The sequence below is a fragment of the Paenarthrobacter sp. JL.01a genome, from assembly GCF_025452095.1.
Lineage (GTDB): Bacteria > Actinomycetota > Actinomycetes > Actinomycetales > Micrococcaceae > Arthrobacter.
Genome location: NZ_CP104877.1, coordinates 3,724,468 through 3,742,961, shown reverse-complemented (window position 1 = coordinate 3,742,961; position 18,494 = coordinate 3,724,468). Strand labels below are relative to the sequence as shown.

Sequence of the window (18,494 nt, the reverse complement as noted above, 5' to 3'; positions counted from 1 at the left end):
GAAGGAGTCGACAGGACCAAACGGATTTTGTGGCCGTCCTCCAGATGCCCCAGGACACGGGAAAGGACCTTCCGTTCCTTTAGTGCGCCGACTGTCCAGTTCCTTGTCGACGGAACGTGCTTCACTTGCTCGCACCATCGTACGCCGTGTTCCTCGATCCAGAACTCTATTCCTTCCCCTTCATCTCCGGGAGGCTCAATCCGCATGGTTGAGGCCTCACTTCGAAGCAGGGCTGACACGCGGTTGAGTGTCCACCAGGACTCGAACTGGTTACCGAGCTTGTCCGCGGCGCCACCAGGCAGGGCACTCACGCCGTCGTCCCGTTGATGCAGTAAAGCGTCTGTTCTCGAGTCTGTGCGCCTTCATGCCTCTGCAATTTCCGAAGCGCAAGCTTGCGCACGGTGCCGTACGCAAGCTTGAGCAGCGTGGCCATATCTGAAGTGGTGTGCTGTCTTCCCCGGCTTTTAGAGGGTTTGGATGGCTTGGCGCCAAGCCAGCATACGGTCTTAGAGATTAGCGTGCCTTGACGCATGCAGGCGCGAACGTGGTCGGTCTCGAACTCGACGAACAAGGGCAGGATGTTCAAGAGCTGCCGCCGGTAAGTGTCGGACGGAGACTCATAACCTCGGCCACTAAGGTAACCATGATCCAACCTTACGGTCTCGTAGGATTGCGGAGTGTGACGCACTCACCCTATGCCTCCAAGTTGGCCTTCAGGGGCGTGTTCGCTTGGAGAGGTCCTCCTCAGCAAGGGGCAGGGATCGAAACCACACGTCTGGGGCTGGGGAGTGGGAGGAGTGAGACATGCCGCTTTGACACCTACCTAGTGTCCACATGTTTACTTGCTTTGTAAGTGAAAGCAAATCAAATCGACTGTCTCATTCAACCACTAGGCTGTAACTCTTACGTAAGTCCTGTCTTCTCAAGGTCGTCAGAACTGCCCTCGGTCCTTAACTGGCACGGCATGATCGGTTCCACCGGGACCCCGGCTAACCTTCCAAATGATCGGAGTGTCCCCGCCTGGAGGCACGAAGACTAAATACCACGGATGGTTGCCCTTACCTTCCGCACGGAAAGCACCTCTCAGTGTGCCGAGGGTCCAACGTCCCGTTAATCCTTCCTCGTCCCATTTCTTCACCAGTGCTCCGATCACAGCGAGAGGGACATTTTCCGCGGTATACACCCGCCGCCTTTTTCCGGAAGGACTGCTTAGGTAGACAGAGCTCTCGTCGCTCTCGGGTGTGAAAGCTGCCCAAAGATCGTCAGCTCCCGTAGTCTGCTCGGCATCAGCATCCGAAATACTGTCGCTTGCGCGTCGTAATGCTAGGTTCGTAACCTTTTCGTCGACCCCGGTCAGTAGCTTCTGAAGATCCTTGAGCACCAGACGCTGGTAGCGATCAATACTCTTGCCCTCCCTAGATTGCCTCCTAAAAATGAGGTAAGCGAGGAGCACGCCGACCAGTGAGATAGCCACACCGACGTACCCGATTACGTTCAGGAGATTCTGCTCAAACCAGCTGCCACCACCTGTTTTCCACAGAAATGCGCAAACAAAGGCGACCAAGGCGACGGTAACAACGGAAACCCCTACATCAAGGGCAATTGCAGCCTTGTGACTTCTTCTCTTGTCGCAATCCTCGGACCCTTTAGGTTCATCCATATGAGGGAGCATAGCTAAAAGCCATAGGCAATCTCGCCGTAAGTCGTAGGGCAAATGGGTGTGAGCCTATGGGGGTATGGGCATGCGCGACGTCCCAATGCAGGATCTGGGAATCCCAATCTTCAGTTATCTGCGTCAACCTGTGCCCAGGCTTTCTGGACAGTGCTGAGTCTGTTTTGTTCAGGTGCCATATATGTAGAGCTCGCCGAACCATTGAATAGATTGAAAGCTGAGTGCGACGCACTCGGAATTGAGCTGTAGCTCATGCTTTGCGCCTCCACATACGGGAGGGGTAATCATTCAGCTTGGAGCAGGAAGACCCTGCCTTCGGGCGGGAGCACCGCATATCCCACGTTCAAAAGAGGGAGAACTGAACCTGACTCGTCCCGAGCGCCCGAAGGAATGGTCGCATCACCCCACCTGTCTACGGTCCTCGTCTCGACCTCGACAGTCGAGTCAATGACCCCTACACGCGCACGTAAAACCGACTCTGGCAACGTTTGGCTACCGGGTGGTCTCAGCCAGATGATGCGCAGAATCGGAGTCTTACTCATGAACATCACGGTACGACGTTTCCGAGCGGTCGTCGAGCGCACGGAACTGCCGCGAGTCTGTGTTCCGTGCTCCATGGACGAGTGCTATTGCCGAATAATGGCGCGGTTCTCACGTCTAGCTCAACTGTCGAGTCAACGTCGTAGCCCGCGTAACGCCAAGCTGACAGCATGAAGACGTCTAGCAGCACGCGTTAAACCAAAACAGCTGCCCCCAGCACTGCATAGCTCACACACTCCACACAAGCAGCGAACGGGCAATAGGGTCCAGATTTCGACCGAATCGCAAGACGCAGCTCAATCTACGATCCTGAATACCAGAATTCGTGATTCTCGCGGTAACCTCTGTAGGTCACAGTCGGCAAGGCGGGGGGAAACGTGGAGCTACAGGCGTCCTTTGCCGATGGGCAAGCGCTGACGACATGCTTGGCGATAGAGGGGTTCCTGCTTGCCACGGTTAGCCTCGCTAGCACGTTGGGCTCCGCAGGGAGGCGCAGAATGGCCAAGCTGCCGGTACCTGCTGCAGCCATTGCCCTGAGTGCTTCCATTCTTTGCTGTCTTCTGGGGACAGCCGCCCTCGCCTCGTGGATTGGTCTGTACGGGAGTGGGAGTATCTTGCCTTTCAGGCAGCTTTGGATCGCAGTGATGCTGCTCCTGGCTGTAGTTGCGCAGCCGATTCTCGCGGTCCTCTTGGCCCTTGGGGCCAGGTCGGAGGACTAGCGTGGCAAGGATCAAGATCCCCGCAGATGTGCGCGACAAAGCCAAGGAAATTGCCGCCAAGAAGTGGTTCAAAAGCAAGGCTCCACAACGAAAAGCCTGGTTCTCGGCCATCGATGATTGCATCAACCACCTAGAGGGCTTTTCAGGTGGCGAGAAGGCCGAGAATAAGAGCATTGCCGCTATGCTGGCCGTGGCGGTGCACACCGAGTATTCACTGGCCGACCACGTCGTGGACAAAGTCGGCGCTTCAGTGTCAGACCATGATGCTTGGATGAAGATGTGCACGGCAGCTGCATGGGTGATCGTGCAAGAGTATAGGAACGATGTGGAGAAGGGAGCTTGGCCGGTATGAGTACTGAACACCACATACATAAGGCTCTCCTGGAAGACGACCTCCAAGCCCATGTCACCCAGCTGTATAAGCTTGCCACGGACCTAGGCGCGGCCCTGCGGGAAGAATCGGTCGAACCCCTCAGTTCCGTTCTGGTCCCAGACATCTCGGACAAGCTCGAAGCTGCAATACGTGAGAGTCTCGAAGATGAGATTGTCCCCATTACCGAGATCCAGAATGGTGGCATCGACGACAGTGAAGTTGATCGTGAAGTAATTAAGAAGGCCCTGGTCAGTCTTAAGCTTGCCACTCTGCGGAAAATTGCAAAAGCTGAGGGTACAGCTTCAAGTGGTAGTCAAGAGGACGTGGCTACCCGGATCGCCCAGCGTTATAGCTGGGACAGGGTTGCGGTAGCTCGGTTGATCCTTGCAAATGAGGACGAGCCGTCCATTGAACGCGGTCACATCAGCAGAGTCTTCCCACTGGTGGAGGATATTGACGTCAATGCGGCGCGTAAACGGCTATCCTCGGTGATCGGTCGTTACATCCGGATTGGTGTTGCTCGGTGGTTCCTTTTCGATAATTGCCGAAATTTAAATGAAAGCCTCGAAGTTCAAGGGACGTATAAGACGTACCAGGCATCTGTTGAAGAACGCTCTGATGCGGCCAGTCTCTCTGCAACGCCTCATGAATCAAGCGTTCGCATGCTGTTGGGGAAAAGTGCTTCATTGCGCATTGAAGGCGCCTCTGCTGTTCCTGCCAAGGCTGCGGTCAATGCTTTCGAAGTCATCACGGGTCAGAATGCAAAGGGTTATCTTCCCCTGGCGGATAAGAAATCTCAGGGTATCCCGGGAACCCTCCACCCGACCTCAGAATACTTGTTGGACCTACTCGAGAACCGACTCATCAGTTCGGAACTTCACGACATAAATCTGACGGTAGCCCGGTTCAACGTGCGACCTGGAAGTGACGTCCATAGCACCCGAACTGTCGACGAAAGGCGCCCCGAGCTTAGAGCCGTCCGGTTCGAAGGTCAGCATCTGTTGGATTCTGTTGCTGCCTGCCGATTACTGACATTGGAGAGCCGCCCACTTGTGGAAATTGCTCTTCACGCTTCCATTGGTGGCGAAGAAGGAACGGTCGGACGTTTTCCGGTTCGGATTACTGCAGAGGCGGACCACGTCGCCATCCAAACAGGCCTCGGGGACAGTCAGCATGAACTTTCCTTGCGTGTCCATCGGTTGGTTGTCGAGGCTTGTTCGGACGCTCTCACTGTGAAAAGTCTCGACACCAAGCGCCTGAACTTGCTGGTCAGTCGTATGAAAGAGCGTGCTGAGTCGAAGGAGGCGCCAGAAATTGCGGATATCTTCTCGGTGAAGTCAGAAGCTACGACGAACGTACCTACCGAGGAGTAACGCAAAGTCCGTCGCTCATCGGGATAGGGGCCGGCAAAGTCTGTTCTCTTTTTGTCTTTGCTTCTGACAGCGCTTTACCTATTACTAGAGGGTGCTGGCTAGAATCGGCGCGACCAGATCAGTCGACGTTGTTGCTCCAAGACTCTGGGGCAGCAGTCATGATCGTTTTTCGATGGTTACCGATCGTGCTTTTGGAGCCAGCTCAGCTGAGGAACGAAGGGGCATCGGCCAAAGCCATAAGGGCTGCTCGCGGAAGGACAATCGAATGGCTCGGCCGACAGTTCAGGACGTCGCCAGGACCGCGGGTGTGTCCGTTGGGACGGTGTCGCGCGTCTTGAACGGGAGCTCATCTGTCAGTGCGGCGGCAAAGGAAAAGGTCAATGCCGCCATCAAGGAGCTCAGCTACCGCCCGTTAGCGTCAGCAAGGGACCTAAGAAGAGACCGCACCATGCGAGTCCTGGCCTTGGCAAAGAACCTGGACTCCCTCGTGATCAGCGAAGTCTTCCGAGGTGTAGGAGACGCAGCCGCGGACAACGGCTACGTCAGCCTCATCGCGGCCACAGATGGAGACCGCGACCGTGAACAGCAGCTTGTAGACATGCTGCGCAACGGGTCGGTGGACGGCCTGGTCATCTTCTCGCCAACCATGCCCGACGAGGACGTCAACGCGGTCGCCGAGCAATTGAGCGTCATCCAGGTCTGCGAAATCGTCGATGCCGAGGCCGCCTTCGGGGTGTCCATAGATGACCGCCAAGCAGGCTACGACATCACCAGACACCTCATCGACACGGGTGCCAAGAAGCTCGCCATGCTCGCCCATAGGGGTGCCCGCTCCGGCCGGCTCAGGGAAGAAGGCTTCCGCCAGGCACTTAACGAGGCAAACCTGGCACCCGACCGCGTCCTCCTAGGTGAAGGCAACTTCGGCTTCCACGCCGGCCGCAATCTCACAAAGAAGCTCCTGGAAGCCAAGGACCTCCCGGACGCCGTCTTCTGCGGAACGGACGTCGTCGCCGCCGGCTGCGTCCGGGAGCTCACCGACGCTGGCCTCAGAGTCCCGCAAGACGTCGCAGTCGCAGGTTTTGATGACTCCGCCCAGGCAGAAATGTGCGTCCCCGAGCTGACCACGGTAAGGCAGCCGGCGTACGAGATGGGGCGAGCGGCCTTCGCCGAGCTCCTGCAGCGGATGACTGTCGAGGGCGCGCACCGTAAGGGACGGACCTTCTTCCCTCACCAACTCGTCATCCGGGACTCCACTAAATAAAAGGGTTGACAGCCACGAGCAACCACTGCAAAACTACTTTGGAATCGATTCCACGGGCCGCAAGGCCTTTTTTCAAAGCATCATTTGGAATCGATTCCACCACTCAGCACAGCACCCGGCAACGAAGCCAAACTCAGGACTGCGCAACAGCCAAAGCGCCGCACTGAACATCCCCACAGTCACCAAAGGAGCCACTTGTGGACTTGAACCGACCTGCTCTCCCGCTCCAGAACAAAGCCACCAAACGCACAGCCCTCGCCGCCACAGCCATAGCCGCAGCCCTCCTCCTCAGCGCGTGCGGCGGGGGAGCAGCTCCCCAAGGTGCGGAGCAAGCGGCAGCCGCCGATCCGTCGTCGGGCGCTAATGCCAGCGGCGACGTGAACGTCTGCGGCGTCAAGGACGCGAGCGGCATCTACAAGGGCACGGCGGAAGCGTTCACCAAGGCAAACGGCAAGGTCACGGCCAAGTACACCGAGATCGGCGCCACCACGGACGAAGCCCGCACGCAGATCGTGCAGCGGCTCGAAGGCAAGTCCACCGAGTGCGACATCTTCATTTCGGACGTCATCTGGACCTCCGAGTTCGCATCGCAGGGCTGGCTGCTGGACCAGACCAAGCTGGTGGAAGCCAACAAGGACCGCCTCATTCCCTCCACTGTGGAAACCACCAAGTACCAGGACAAGTACTGGGCCTCGCCGTTCTTCACCAACGCCGGCCTGATCTACTACCAGAAGGACAAAGTAGCTAAGCCGGAGACCTGGCAGCAGCTCTACGCCGAGGCCGCCAAGGCACCGGGCAACGGGTTCGTCTACCAGGGCAAGCAGTACGAGGGCCTGACGGTGAACTTCCTCGAAATGCTCTACAGCGCCGGCGGCGAAGTCCTCGATGACCAGGGCAACGTCAAGATCGACTCCCAGGAAACCCGCGACGTCCTCAACTTCATGACCGACGGCCTCAAGAACGGTTCAGCCGACCGCGCCGTCCTCACCTACAACGAGGACCCGGCCCGCCTCGCCTACGAGTCCGGCAACTTCGGATACCAGCGCAACTGGCCGCACGTCTACCGCCTGCTGAACGCGACGCCGCTCGCGTCCAGCTTCGCCGTCGCGCCGCTGCCGGCATGGGAAGGCGGCAAGGCCTCGGGCGTGCTCGGCGGTTGGAACCTGGCGATCTCGGCCAACTCCACCAACCAGGCCGGGGCGGTTGCCTTCATCGACTTCGCCACGACGCCGGACTGGCAGAAGCACGTCGCCATGGACTACTCGCAGGCCCCGGTCAATGAGGCTGCCTACTCCGACGCCGCGGTGCTCCAGAAGATGCCGTTCGCTACCGAACTCCTCGCCTCGGTCAAGGGTGCAAAGCCGCGCCCGATCTCCCCGGTCTACCCGCAGATTTCGCAGGCGATCTACAAGAACGTCTACGCCGTCCTGTCCGGCACCACCTCCACCGAGGACGCCGTGAAGAAGATGGCCGACGAAGTCGCTGCGGCCAAGTCGAGCTTCTAATCATGGCCATCAAGACCCTCCAACCCGGTCGCGGGGCGCCAAAGCGCGGCGCCCGCGGAACGAACGACGGCGGCGCCCCCGCCCGCGTGTCAGGCCGCGACCGCGCCGAACGCCGTCTCGCCTTACGTATGACGGCGCCGTCGCTGATCCTCATGGCCCTGGTGGCGGCGGTCCCGATCGGCTACGCAATCTGGCTCTCGCTGAACCAGTACAGCGTCCGCACGGCCGGGCTCTCGCGGTTCGTGGGGCTGGAGAATTACATCAACGCCCTGGCCAGCCACGAATGGTGGGCCGCATTCGGCCAGACGTTCCTCTTCGCAGGCCTCTCGGTCAGCTTGGAGCTGATCCTCGGCACGGCGATGGCGTTGCTGCTCAACCTCGCGTTCAAGGGCCGCGCCCTGCTCCGCACGGTGGTCCTGTTGCCGTACGCGATCGTCACCGTGGTCAGCGCCATCACCTGGCAAACGATGTTCCAGCCCAACCTCGGACTGGTCACCAACGTCCTCTCGGCGCTTGGGCTGCCGGGTGGCGACGTCGTGTGGCTCGGTGAGCACGGCTACGCCATGGCGGTGATCGTCCTCGCCGACGTCTGGAAGACGACGCCGTTCGCGGCACTCATCATCCTGGCCGGCCTGCAGGTCATCTCCGCCGAAACCTACGAAGCCGCGGAGCTCGACGGCGCCAGCAAGTGGCAGACCTTTGTCCACATCACCCTGCCGCTCCTGCGTCCGGCGATCGTCCTCGCCGCGATCTTCCGCACCATGGATGCCCTCCGCGTCTTCGACCTGCCGTTTGTCCTCACCCGCGGCGCCAACGGCACCGAATCCATGTCCATGCTCGCCTACACCCAACTGCGCGAGAACCGCCTGGTGGGCGAAGGCTCGGCGCTCTCCATCCTGACCTTCCTCACCGTCATGGTTGTCTCGGTCATCTACGTCCGCTTCGCCGGCGGCAACATCCGCGACGTCGCGAAGGAGGAGCAATGAGCACGCTGACGGAAGAACGCACGACGCCGGCACCCGACACCGGGCGCAAGTCGCCTAAGCGCCGCTTGCGTGGGGAGGCGAAACTGCATCCCTTGGTGTGGGTATTCGTCGTCGCGGTCATGGGCTTCTCGCTCATCCCCTTCTACTGGCTGGTCAACACCTCCCTTAAGAAGGGAGCGAGCCTGTCCAAGGGCGAGCTCTTCCCGAGCCAGCCAACCCTGGAGAACTACCTCGTCGTCTTCCAGAACCCCGAATTCCTCCTGGCCTTGCGCAATTCGGTGATCATCGCCGTCGTGACTACAACGGTGGCGCTGGTGTTCGCATCCTTCGCCGCGTATGCGCTGGCGAGGCTCAAGATGCGCCGCAAGGCGATGATCCTGACGCTGATCCTCTCGGTGACGACGTTCCCGGCCATCGCCATCGCAGCCCCGATGTTCTCCATCTGGCGCGAAATCGGGCTGTACGACACCCTGTTGGGCCTCATCATCCCGAAGCTGACGTTCGCGCTGCCCTTGGCGATCTACACGCTGACGTCGTTCTTCAAGGAGATCCCGCGGGAACTCGAGGAATCGGCGTATATGGATGGCGCTACGCCGTTCACCGCGTTTCGCAAGGTCATCCTTCCGCTTGCGGTGCCTGGCTTGGCGACCACCGCGATCCTGGTGTTCATCTCGGTCTGGAACGAATTCCTCTTGGCCGTCACGCTGACCACCTCGCCGGAAGCCCGTCCGGTACCGGTCGCGATCGCGTTCTTCAGCGGAACCAGCGAGTTCGACCAGCCCCTCGGCACCATCAGCGCGGCATCGGTGATCATCACCGTCCCGCTCGTGATCCTGGTGCTCCTTTGCCAGAAGCGCATCGTGTCCGGCATGACCGCGGGTGCGGTCAAGGGCTAACAGCTTTTCAAAACCATCAAGAAACCCAGAAAGAACAGGAATAACGTGAGTATTCAGCAGCAGGCCACCACCGCAACCCTCAAGGTGGGAGTTGTGGGCATCGGTTGGGCCGGCCAGCAGCACCTCAAGGCGTACAGCAACATCGACGGCGTCGAAATTGTCGCCGTCGCGGGTATGGAACCAGAGCTCCTGGCCCAGCTGAAGGAGGAGTACAACATTCCGAACGCGTTCGCGCGCTGGGAGGACATGATCGAACTCCAGGACCTCGACGCCGTCAGCGTCGCCGTGCCGACGTTCCTCCACGCGCCGATCGCGATTGCTTCGCTTGAGCGGGGCCTGCACGTGCTGAGCGAGAAGCCCCTGGCGCGCAACGCCGTCGAGGGTCAAGCAATGGTTGACGCCGCCCGGAAGGCGGGCCGCGTCCTCGACGTCGCGTTCAACCACCGCCGCCGCGGCGACATTCAGGCGCTCAAGAACGTGATCGACGAAGGGACCCTCGGCCGCCCGTACTACGCCAAGGCTTCCTGGCTTCGCCGCCAGGGCATTCCGATGCTCGGCAGCTGGTTCACCAACCCGGCGCTCGCCGGCGGTGGCCCGTTGGCCGACATCGGGGTGCACGTCCTGGACTACTCGCTGCACCTGCTGGGTGAGCCGAAGGTCTTGGCCGTTTCGGCGTCGACCCATTCCGAACTGGGTCCCCGCGGCCTCGGCGGCAACGCGAGGTATACGGCGTCGAACTCCAGCCATAAGTTTGAAGTGGAGGACTTCGCCTCAGCGTTCATCCGGCTGGAAGGCGGCGGAACCTTGATCCTCGAAGCGGGCTGGGCCACCTACCGTGACGAGCGGGACCTGATGGACTTCACGGTTTACGGGACCGACGGCGGTGCGGACTTGCGCTCGGTCGGCGCCTCCGAGAACCCCGTCGCAGACGTGCACATTTTCACCGAGAAGGACGGCCAGAATGCCGACTTCGAGGTGGTAGCCGAACCCGGAAAGGCGCACCAGGCCGTCGTCGACGATTTTGTTGCTGCCGTCCGCGGCGGCGAGACCGTCTGGGGCAGCCACGACGGATCGCTCGCCCTCAGCCGGGCGCTGGTGCTCGACGCCTGCTACAAATCCGCCGTGGAACAACGCGAAGTAAGGCTCTGACATGTCTGATACGAAACTGAAGATCGTCGTCTGGAACGAGGGCGTCCACGAGGCCCGCAACGAGCCCGCCACCATCGGGGACATGTACCCCGAGGGCATCCACGGCGCCATCGCCGCTGGCCTGCGCGGCTTCTACCCGGACTCCGAAATCACCACGGCTACCTTGGCTGATCGGGAGCACGGGTTGTCCGAGGAAGTCCTGGCGCAGACTGACGTGCTGCTCTGGTGGGGGCATATTGCGCATCAGGAAGTGAGCGACGAGGTGGTGGAGCGCGTGCAGCGGCATGTGCTCGGCGGCATGGGACTGGTGGTGCTCCACTCCGGGCACTTCGCCAAGATCTTCACCCGCTTGCTGGGGACCACGTGCTCGCTGAAGTGGCGCAATGAGGGCGAACGGGAGCTGGTGTGGACGGTCAAGCCTTCGCACCCGATCGCGGCCGGGATTGAAAGCCCGATCGTGATTCCGCAGCAGGAAATGTACGGGGAACTGTTCGACATCCCGGAACCCGACGACCTGATCTTCATCAGCTCGTTCACCGGGGGAGAGGTATTCCGCTCCGGCGTGACCTTCTCGCGCGGCAAGGGACGGATCTTCTACTTCAGCCCCGGCGACCAGGAATACCCGGTGTACCACCAGCCGCAGATCCAGAAGGTCATCGCCAACGGCGTGGGCTGGGTTGCGCAGCCGGGTGTCTTCCGCGAGGCGCCCGAGGTTTCCAACCCGTCGCGGGACTGGTTCGCCTAGGCCTGTCTATCCAAGGAGATTGAGCATGATCACTTCCCTTCCCGCTGGCCGTCCGTTGGGCGTGGCCGCTATCGGTTACGCCTTCATGGGAAAGGCCCACTCCAACGCGTGGCGGAACGTGGCCAGCTTCTTCGACGTCCCGCCCTTCGAGCAGCGCGTGCTCGTCGGCCGGGACGCCTTGGCGGTTGCCGAGGCCGCCGGCAAGTACGGCTGGGCGGAATCAGCGACCGACTGGCGTTCCGTAATTGCGCGGGACGACATCGACATCGTGGACATCTGCGCCCCGGGTTGGATGCACGCGGAGATCGCTATCGCCGCCCTGGAAGCCGGGAAGCACGTGCTCGTGGAGAAGCCGCTGGCCAACACGCTGGAGGAGGCTGAGCTGATGGTTTCCGCCGCAGCGTCGGCCCGGGAGCAGGGCGTGCAGTCGATGGTCGGGTTCAATTACCGGCGCGTTCCAGCGCTCGCATTGGCCCGCGAGCTGATCGCCGAAGGCCGTCTTGGAACCGTTCGGCACGTCCGTGCCGCCTACCTGCAGGACTGGCTATCCGACGTCGAAACCCCCATGAGCTGGCGGCTCCGGAAGGAGACCGCTGGCTCCGGGGCCCTTGGCGACATCGCTTCGCACGCCATTGACCAGGTTCAGTACCTTACCGGGCAGACGGTCACCGAGGTGACCGGGACGCTGCGGACTTTTGTGGCCGAACGGCCAGGTCCGTCGGGCCTTGAGAAAGTGACAGTCGACGACGCCGCGTGGACCACTTTGGGGCTGACCGGCGGCGTGAGTGCCTCCGTGGAAGCGTCACGCGTGGCTACCGGACAGAAGAACTCTTTGAAGATAGAGATCTACGGGTCGTTGGGTTCGCTGACGTTCGACCTGGAGAACCTGAACGAACTCGGCTTCCTGGACGCCACGCTGCCTGTGCGGGAGCAAGGGTTCCGGCGGATCCTGGTCAATGAGTCGGAGCATCCGTACGTTGAGGCGTGGTGGCCGCAGGGGCACATCATCGGCTGGGAACACACGTTCACGCACCAGATCCGGGACTTCCTGTGCGCTATCCGCGATGGTGAGGCGCCGTCGCCGTCGTTCGACGACGGGCTGCAGGTCCAGCGGGTGCTGGCCGCCGTCGAAGAGTCGGCGCGGAACCGGAGTGTGGTGACGGGGGTTGCCGCTGCCAAACCCGACCGGATCCAGGGCGAGCGGGCGCTGGCCTAAAGCACTTCGGGTTCGTAGTCGAAAAACGCCGCCCGCGGTAGCAGTTGCTTTTCGGAGAGTTTCTGTTTGTCTGCGGAGCTTAGCCGGGCCACCTCAGCAGCCGCGTCCCAGTTGTCGCGGATGCTGGACACGAGTTGGTCGATGATGTCACGGCCCTCAGCCGCGCTGAGTCCGTATGTCTCGGATTCACGAACCAATGCCGCAAAGTTCGAGATCTTTGTTCCGCGGTCGCCTCGCCCATACGGCATCGCTTGCTCGAACGTGTCCCCAGAGCGTTGTCCGGGAGCAAGATCATAGGCCGGAGTTAGCTCCAAATGTGTCCCGTCCCAGAACGCGGCGTGGTTGCGGGCGTGGTCATCGTTGTTGCTGATGGCGATATTCATCGCAATGCGGCGGAACAGCTCTGGTCCCGGCTGCGTCGCATCCTTGCCGAATTCGCGAAGAACGTCGAGAATCTGCGGATAGGACACGTACCGTGCGTACATCTCGTCGGTTTGAGCCATCGTTAGGCCGGAGACCACGTGGCGTCGTCCGCCAACTCCATCTCGGTCGAAACGCCGGACAAGGAGAACTTCCTTTCCGAGGGATGGGACTACTTTGCTCTCGGGGACGTTCATGCCAGCCCTACGGGCCAGTTCAAGCATCGCTGCTTCTGCGTTCACAACGGAGAAAATGCGATCGTCCGATGACGAAAATTTCGCCAGCCACTCGCCGCCGTTCTCATCGGTCAGTGTCGCTTTTGGACGGGCGCCTCCAAGGCTCGTACCGTGCATCAGGGCAGCGTCCAGACCCGGAGATAGCTCTCCGCCTTCGTCGAGAATGATCGCTGCCTTATGTAGCTCGTCGAGGACAACGGACTCGTCCCGCGGCTCGTAGACTTCACGATCGAGCTGGAAGTCCAGGGCCCCGAAACGATTCGAGCCGGAGCTCAGCATGTAGTCGAGCTCGGTAAGGGAGTTGGGCGCAGCGCCTTGGCGCCTTTCGATGACACCCCGGCCCCACCGGTCGGGGCTTCCGTCCCTCAGCACACCTGCAATATTCAGCCCATCGGCAGGTTCTTGGACACCGGCTTGCAGCGGAAGCTCCGGGGCGAACAGACTAATTGCATCTGGCCGGGAACGGTAACTGAGACCATAGACAAAAGTGACGAGGGGGCCGGACTGCTCCATTCTCCCGGCTACGACGGGCTCAGTCTCGCCTGGCAGCCACGTCCAGACGTATAGCTCATTAGAAGTCGTCATCTGCACTTCCGCTCTTGGCTCTACGCACTCGGCTGGGGAGTAGGGCGAGCATCTCCTCGCCTCGCTTTCGGCGTATGGCGAGTTCGGCACGGTCCTCAAGTCCGAATATTGGGATTCCGACGAGGTCGGAGAGGTCTATTACTGTGCCTACGGCCGCGCCCCGGCTACCGGCTTCGGCTGCAAGAACCGTCTGCTCAGAGACGTTGGCGCGAGCCGCGAGCTCTTTGGCTGTCCACTTACGGTCGATTCGACCTTGCTTGATGAGCTGCCCCCAAATGGTAAGCGCGTCCTGGACGTGCGGGCGCAATGGTACATTCCGCTTAGCCATCATAACCCTCTTAAAATAGGTTTATACATGCTCTAGACATGTTTAATCATAGCTTGTGTTGTGTTCGAGGAATCGGGTTCGCGGCGGATGATTGCCGGCGGCTGGCGGGCATAGTGCGGGAGGCGCGTGCCGGCGTCGTGGTTTAACAGCTTAGATCTGGAGCGACGCGAAAGCCTGTTTTGGAACAAACGAAAGGGCCGCGACCCCCTGAGGGTCGCGGCCCTGAGCCTGCGGTACTGCTACTTAACCAGGGCTGCGGCCTGCTGCATGAGGTCGTTGGCCGTGGCAACGCCGTTGGCTTCAGCGCCCTTGCCGGACGCCGTTGCAGAAATCAGCACCCCATCCTTGATGGCGTAAGCCATGTAGGTGGTTTGTGCCGAACCGCTGGCCGTCGACATCTCGGTCTTGTAGGCCACGGTTCCTGGAACTGCATTGATGCCGTCGAACTTTTCAGTGGAGACGTTCATCGACTGACCGGACATGGAGAGTGTCATCTTCGAGCACTTCTCAACCTCGGCGCCGCTCTTGTCGATGCTGTCCTGGAGCTTCTGCTTCTCGAGTCCGGACGTTAGGGTCACCATTGTCATGACCCCTGATGCAGCGTCCAGATCTGCACCGGCGGCTGTTGTCGAACCGGCGAGGGTTTCAGTTCCGCCCAGCGTTGCAAGGTCCTTGCACTCCGCCGGTTCAATGGTGAACATGCTCATGAGCGCCTTGATGGGGTTCTCCTGGGCGAGTTCCTCGCTGGAAGCCACGGTCAATTCCTTGCCCGACTTCGGCTTGATCTGCTTGACGAGTTCAACGAGCTCGTCGTTGGTGTACTGCTTGGCGGCGGTGGGCGTGGGTGACGCCGTAGCCTCAGGCGAAGCGCTATTCGTGGAGCCCGTTGACCCACCACATCCGGTCAGTGCCATCACTACCAACGCCGATATTCCGACGCTCTGCAGCGCAAATTTCTTCACTCTATTTCCCCCATTGGGTCTGCATTTACTGCCGGGGATTCCCAGCTGAGATAAGACTATCGGTCGCCAGGGTGTGGGCCCGTTTGCGTCGCGCGTATCCGGACCGCCATGCCTACTATTGGAAGAGAACGTAGAAGACGATCACCAGTGCGGGGAAAAGCGCTTGGCCAATGGCGCTGGCAAGGAGACGCTTCTCCGTCACCCAAAGCCAAAAGCCGAGGAATACGTGGCACGCGCAGCAGAAGATGATTATTGCCGACCCGCCGTTGGGGTTCCCTGAGAAGTTCAGATTAGGCTCGATGCCCGAAGCCCCTTAAGAGAAGTCGGCGTGCATCATCTAGAAGGCACTCACAACGAACTCTTCGATCGTTTCGAAGATCTTGGATTGCGCCGTCTGGGAAGCACGCCAATCATTGTGAATCTGTAGGGAATGATCGGCCCCCGGCACTTCAATAAACGTGCCGTTGGTCTCCGATAGGCGTCCTCCATCCCAGAGTTTGTCCTCTGATCCACCGATGAACAGGTCAGACTTGGGGCTGGCCGCGATCGTGCTTCTCACTGAGGCATCGGTGAGGAGTGGTGTCAGCCAGATTCCCGGAGTCAATGTCTCTTCGGCCCAGGGGATGCACAGAGTGCTGAATGACTTGGCCACGATAAGCCGCTTATGCGCTTCGGGTGATTCCGCGAAGGCTTGCTGGGCGGCCATGGCAGCGAATTCGTGAGGATCAGCACCGGGAGAATCTTCGGGCGTCCATTTGACAGCCTGTACCTGCCATCCCAAGGCGCCGAGCATCTCGCCTATCCAAAAGAGAACGGGCACTTCCACCGGGTAGCCGGAGCCAGGCAGCATTACAGCTACTTTGTTGGTTTCCGGACTATCCGTTGCGGCTCTTGCCCAAGTGAAGGACTTCATAGTGCATGCTACTGCTCGGACTGACGGGCAAATTTCACTCCCGGGTTATCGGTCACCGAGCTTCATCCCTTCTTGATTACGGGAAATGCGCCCTGCAGGCATGTGGAAATGGCCATACCGGCGCAGGCAGAGATACATTCCCGCGAAGCTGGCCGCACCAAGGACAGGACCCGCCCAGCCGACAACCGGGGAGTCGCGCAGGAGTAGGGCAATTGCTGAGAAGGCCGTGGCCGCTATGGTGATCACCGGGCTTTCACGGACCTTATCGCGGCGGGCACGGGAGCCTATCTGGCCATAAAAGAAGCCCACGATCAGCGGAAAGGCAATGAAAACGCAAGCCACAATCAGAAGCCAAGGCATAGCTATCGTCGTAGCAGCGCCGATTGTCAGTCCGTAGCAGGCGGCCAACGTCAACCAGTAGCTGTTTGCACTTCTTTGCGTGCTGTACATGAGCTCGAGTTTCCCGTCGTCGTGAACTTCAGCCTATGGGGGTTTTGTGCCGGCTGCTGCTTATTGGCCTGGTTATCCACAACGGACTGCCGGAGTACACGCGCCGTCCTATGGCCAGGACGAGAATGCTGACTGCCAACAGCCAGGCGCAACTGCAGATGAATTCGATCGTCTGGATGTTTCCAAAAGCATTCCTGAAGAACAAAGTGCTTGGAGCGGTCGGTGGAAAGAAGGTAAGGATTCGCACGACGGCTGAGTCAGGTTCCTCGGAAAGCAGCCCCAACGTATAGCCCGGGGCGAACATCATGATGACAAAAAGTGTGGCAAACGCAGAACCTTCCCGTGCACTTCTGATTCGGGCGCCTATCGCTGCATGGCTTGCAACCATGAAAAGCACGCCCAGCAAGAGAACCACCAGCCCTGCCGACATCTTCGAGGCATCGAGGACCCAGAGTTTGAACGCGGGCAGGGGAAGGCCAAGATCGCGGCCGGCCAGCAGGTAGAAGAGCAATAGCGGCAGTGACATCGCTGCCAACTGAACCAGGCCGAGGATGGCGGTCGTCAGGATTCTCGTAAGGAAAACGCTCGACGGCGATGCGTCCAGAAAGAGGACTTCACGAATTTTCTGCTCCCGCTCTTCAGCGAAACTCGACATGATCTGGTTTCCAAGGAAGATAGTAACCGCGAAATACAAGAGCAAAAAGACCAGCGGAGGAGCAACGGACCACAACCCCGGGTCAACGCTGCCGTTCCTGTAGCCCACCCGGTTGACCTCGATTGTCCCGGTCAGAGGCTTGGTAAGTTCGGGGGATTTGAGACCCCTCACCAAAGAGGTCTGCAGCAGCTGACGGGCCAATGCAGTGGACTGTTGGTCACCAACCAAACCTTTGTTGTTTTCATAGATGTCTATCCGGCCGCTGCTGAGGTCGCCGGGGAACACAATCAATGTCTGCAGCCCACCGGCGGTGACCTCCTTTATGGCAGCCGGGGCATCGACATCCTTGGTGCCGCCGGCCTCTTCAGCCAGCTTTGCGTCAATGAAACCGCCGGGATCCACGTAGTGGAACTTCATGACGCCAACTGTTCCGTTTGCGCCGTTCTTTACAGTGGCTGCGGCTCCCAATTGTGCCAAGGTTGCCAGAACGATGACCGCCAGAGGGACCAGCACGATCGGTACCCAGTAGCTCTTTTTCTTGAAGTGCCGTTTGAGTTCGAAGGCGAGGAGGACCCGGTTTGGAGCGTCCATCAGTTCAGGCTTCCGAACTGACCTGACTCGCCGTAAACCGACACGAAGATCTCGTCGAGACTCGACAACCTCGTGCTGAAGTCGGTTACCTTCGCCCCATCACTGACCAGCTGTCCGAGCAGTTCCTTGGCTGATCCCACTTCATGGGGAGAGTCCATCACGGCTGTTCCCGTAGCCTGTACATTCAGGTCCCATTTCCTGGCACTCGCAGGAAGTTCGCCGGTATACGTCAACACTGTGCGGCGGCCACCAAGTTTCTGCTTTGCGTCTTTCACTTCCCCCGCAAAGTGTTGGTCACCGTTACGCAGGAAGAGGACGTAGTCAGTCAGTTCTTCTACTTCATGCATTTGGTTTGTCACGAGGATCAGAGTGGTCCCTTCATGCAGTTGCCTCTGCAAATGTGTTTTGAAGATTGCCTGGTTGATTGGATCGAATCCGCGGGTCGGTTCGTCCAGGACCAGGAGATCGGGGCTGCCAATAAACGTGAGTCCCAGATGAATCTTCTGCTGCTGGCCATTGGACAGAGTTTGGATAGGGGACCGGGCATGAGCGGTCAAAGCCACGTCGTCGAGATAGTCATAGGCTTGGGAAGTGGCCTCGCTATAGCTGAGGCCACGCAGCCTTCCGAAAAGGCGGATCACATCCAATGGGGTGTCGCGTTGAAAGTTGCCACGTTCCTCGGGAAGGTAGCCCACGCGGGTTGGATGGCCGGAGTCGTAGGGGAGCCCGGCTATGTCTGCCCTTCCGGAGTCCGGTGCCACAAGGCCCAACAGGCACCGGACGAGGGTGGTTTTTCCTGAACCGTTAGGACCGATGATGGCCATTGATCTCCCCTCTGCCACCGAGAAGTTGATGTCATTCAACGCCCGGAATTGCCCGAAGTCCTTGGAGAGATGCTCAACGTTGATGAAATTCATGC

At 59.8% G+C, this 18,494-nt stretch carries 17 protein-coding genes; 9 read left to right on the top strand and 8 right to left on the bottom strand.

Features of this window, described 5'->3' with window-relative positions; all coding sequences use genetic code 11:
• Positions 1-931 precede the first annotated feature (931 nt).
• On the bottom strand, positions 932-1,660 hold the full coding sequence (locus tag N5P29_RS17715) for a hypothetical protein (RefSeq protein WP_262276111.1): 729 nt from the start codon (positions 1,658-1,660) through the stop codon (positions 932-934).
• A gap of 1,272 nt (positions 1,661-2,932) precedes the next feature.
• Here N5P29_RS17715 and N5P29_RS17710 point away from each other — a divergent pair.
• From N5P29_RS17710 to N5P29_RS17670, 9 genes are all read left to right on the top strand, one after another.
• Positions 2,933-3,283 carry a hypothetical protein gene (locus tag N5P29_RS17710; RefSeq protein WP_262276110.1) on the top strand — a complete coding sequence of 117 codons (351 nt, stop codon included), beginning with the start codon at positions 2,933-2,935 and terminating at the stop codon, positions 3,281-3,283.
• Entirely contained in the window at positions 3,280-4,677 is a 1,398-nt protein-coding gene (locus N5P29_RS17705; protein WP_262276109.1) for a hypothetical protein, read from the top strand. The genes N5P29_RS17710 and N5P29_RS17705 overlap by 4 nt, the downstream gene beginning before the upstream one ends.
• Before the next feature lie 265 nt (positions 4,678-4,942).
• Positions 4,943-5,938 carry a LacI family DNA-binding transcriptional regulator gene (locus N5P29_RS17700; protein ID WP_262276108.1) on the top strand — a complete coding sequence of 332 codons (996 nt, stop codon included), beginning with the start codon at positions 4,943-4,945 and terminating at the stop codon, positions 5,936-5,938.
• A 197-nt stretch (positions 5,939-6,135) separates the two neighbouring features.
• Entirely contained in the window at positions 6,136-7,443 is a 1,308-nt protein-coding gene (locus N5P29_RS17695) for an ABC transporter substrate-binding protein (RefSeq protein WP_262276107.1), read from the top strand.
• 2 nt (positions 7,444-7,445) lie between these two features.
• Entirely contained in the window at positions 7,446-8,429 is a 984-nt protein-coding gene (locus N5P29_RS17690; protein WP_262276106.1) for a carbohydrate ABC transporter permease, read from the top strand.
• Positions 8,426-9,325: a carbohydrate ABC transporter permease gene (locus tag N5P29_RS17685; RefSeq protein WP_262276105.1), complete on the top strand. Its 900-nt coding sequence runs from the start codon at positions 8,426-8,428 to the stop codon at positions 9,323-9,325. Before N5P29_RS17690 ends, N5P29_RS17685 begins: the two co-directional genes overlap by 4 nt.
• A 45-nt stretch (positions 9,326-9,370) precedes the next feature.
• Positions 9,371-10,474, top strand: a complete 1,104-nt coding sequence (locus N5P29_RS17680) for a Gfo/Idh/MocA family protein (protein WP_262276104.1) — start codon at positions 9,371-9,373, stop codon at positions 10,472-10,474.
• Position 10,475: 1 nt separating this feature from the next.
• The gene (locus N5P29_RS17675) at positions 10,476-11,219 is read left to right on the top strand and encodes a ThuA domain-containing protein (protein WP_262276103.1); all 744 of its coding nucleotides are present in this window, start codon (positions 10,476-10,478) and stop codon (positions 11,217-11,219) included.
• A 25-nt stretch (positions 11,220-11,244) separates the two neighbouring features.
• Positions 11,245-12,435 (top strand): Gfo/Idh/MocA family protein, encoded by a 1,191-nt coding sequence (locus tag N5P29_RS17670; RefSeq protein WP_262276102.1) that lies wholly within the window; start codon positions 11,245-11,247, stop codon positions 12,433-12,435.
• On the opposite strand, the gene N5P29_RS17665 is transcribed toward N5P29_RS17670, so the two are convergent.
• The 7 genes from N5P29_RS17665 to N5P29_RS17640 all read right to left on the bottom strand — a co-directional run bounded on the left by N5P29_RS17665 (position 12,432) and on the right by N5P29_RS17640 (position 18,492).
• Positions 12,432-13,676 (bottom strand): type II toxin-antitoxin system HipA family toxin, encoded by a 1,245-nt coding sequence (locus tag N5P29_RS17665; protein WP_262276101.1) that lies wholly within the window; start codon positions 13,674-13,676, stop codon positions 12,432-12,434. The two genes, N5P29_RS17670 and N5P29_RS17665, sit on opposite strands and share 4 nt — an antisense overlap.
• Complete coding sequence (locus N5P29_RS21120; protein ID WP_410007930.1) at positions 13,663-14,004, bottom strand: helix-turn-helix transcriptional regulator; 342 nt, start codon at positions 14,002-14,004, stop codon at positions 13,663-13,665. The genes N5P29_RS17665 and N5P29_RS21120 overlap by 14 nt, the downstream gene beginning before the upstream one ends.
• A 239-nt stretch (positions 14,005-14,243) precedes the next feature.
• A complete protein-coding gene (locus N5P29_RS17660) occupies positions 14,244-14,966 on the bottom strand; it encodes a hypothetical protein (RefSeq protein ID WP_262276100.1) in 723 nt (240 codons plus the stop codon).
• 337 nt (positions 14,967-15,303) lie between these two features.
• Positions 15,304-15,879 (bottom strand): hypothetical protein, encoded by a 576-nt coding sequence (locus N5P29_RS17655; RefSeq protein WP_262276099.1) that lies wholly within the window; start codon positions 15,877-15,879, stop codon positions 15,304-15,306.
• 45 nt (positions 15,880-15,924) lie between these two features.
• The gene (locus N5P29_RS17650) at positions 15,925-16,329 is read right to left on the bottom strand and encodes a hypothetical protein (RefSeq protein WP_262276098.1); all 405 of its coding nucleotides are present in this window, start codon (positions 16,327-16,329) and stop codon (positions 15,925-15,927) included.
• 28 nt (positions 16,330-16,357) lie between these two features.
• Positions 16,358-17,575 carry an ABC transporter permease gene (locus tag N5P29_RS17645; RefSeq protein ID WP_262276097.1) on the bottom strand — a complete coding sequence of 406 codons (1,218 nt, stop codon included), beginning with the start codon at positions 17,573-17,575 and terminating at the stop codon, positions 16,358-16,360.
• The gene (locus N5P29_RS17640) at positions 17,575-18,492 is read right to left on the bottom strand and encodes an ABC transporter ATP-binding protein (protein WP_262276096.1); all 918 of its coding nucleotides are present in this window, start codon (positions 18,490-18,492) and stop codon (positions 17,575-17,577) included. The genes N5P29_RS17645 and N5P29_RS17640 overlap by 1 nt, the downstream gene beginning before the upstream one ends.
• Positions 18,493-18,494: the final 2 nt, after the last annotated feature.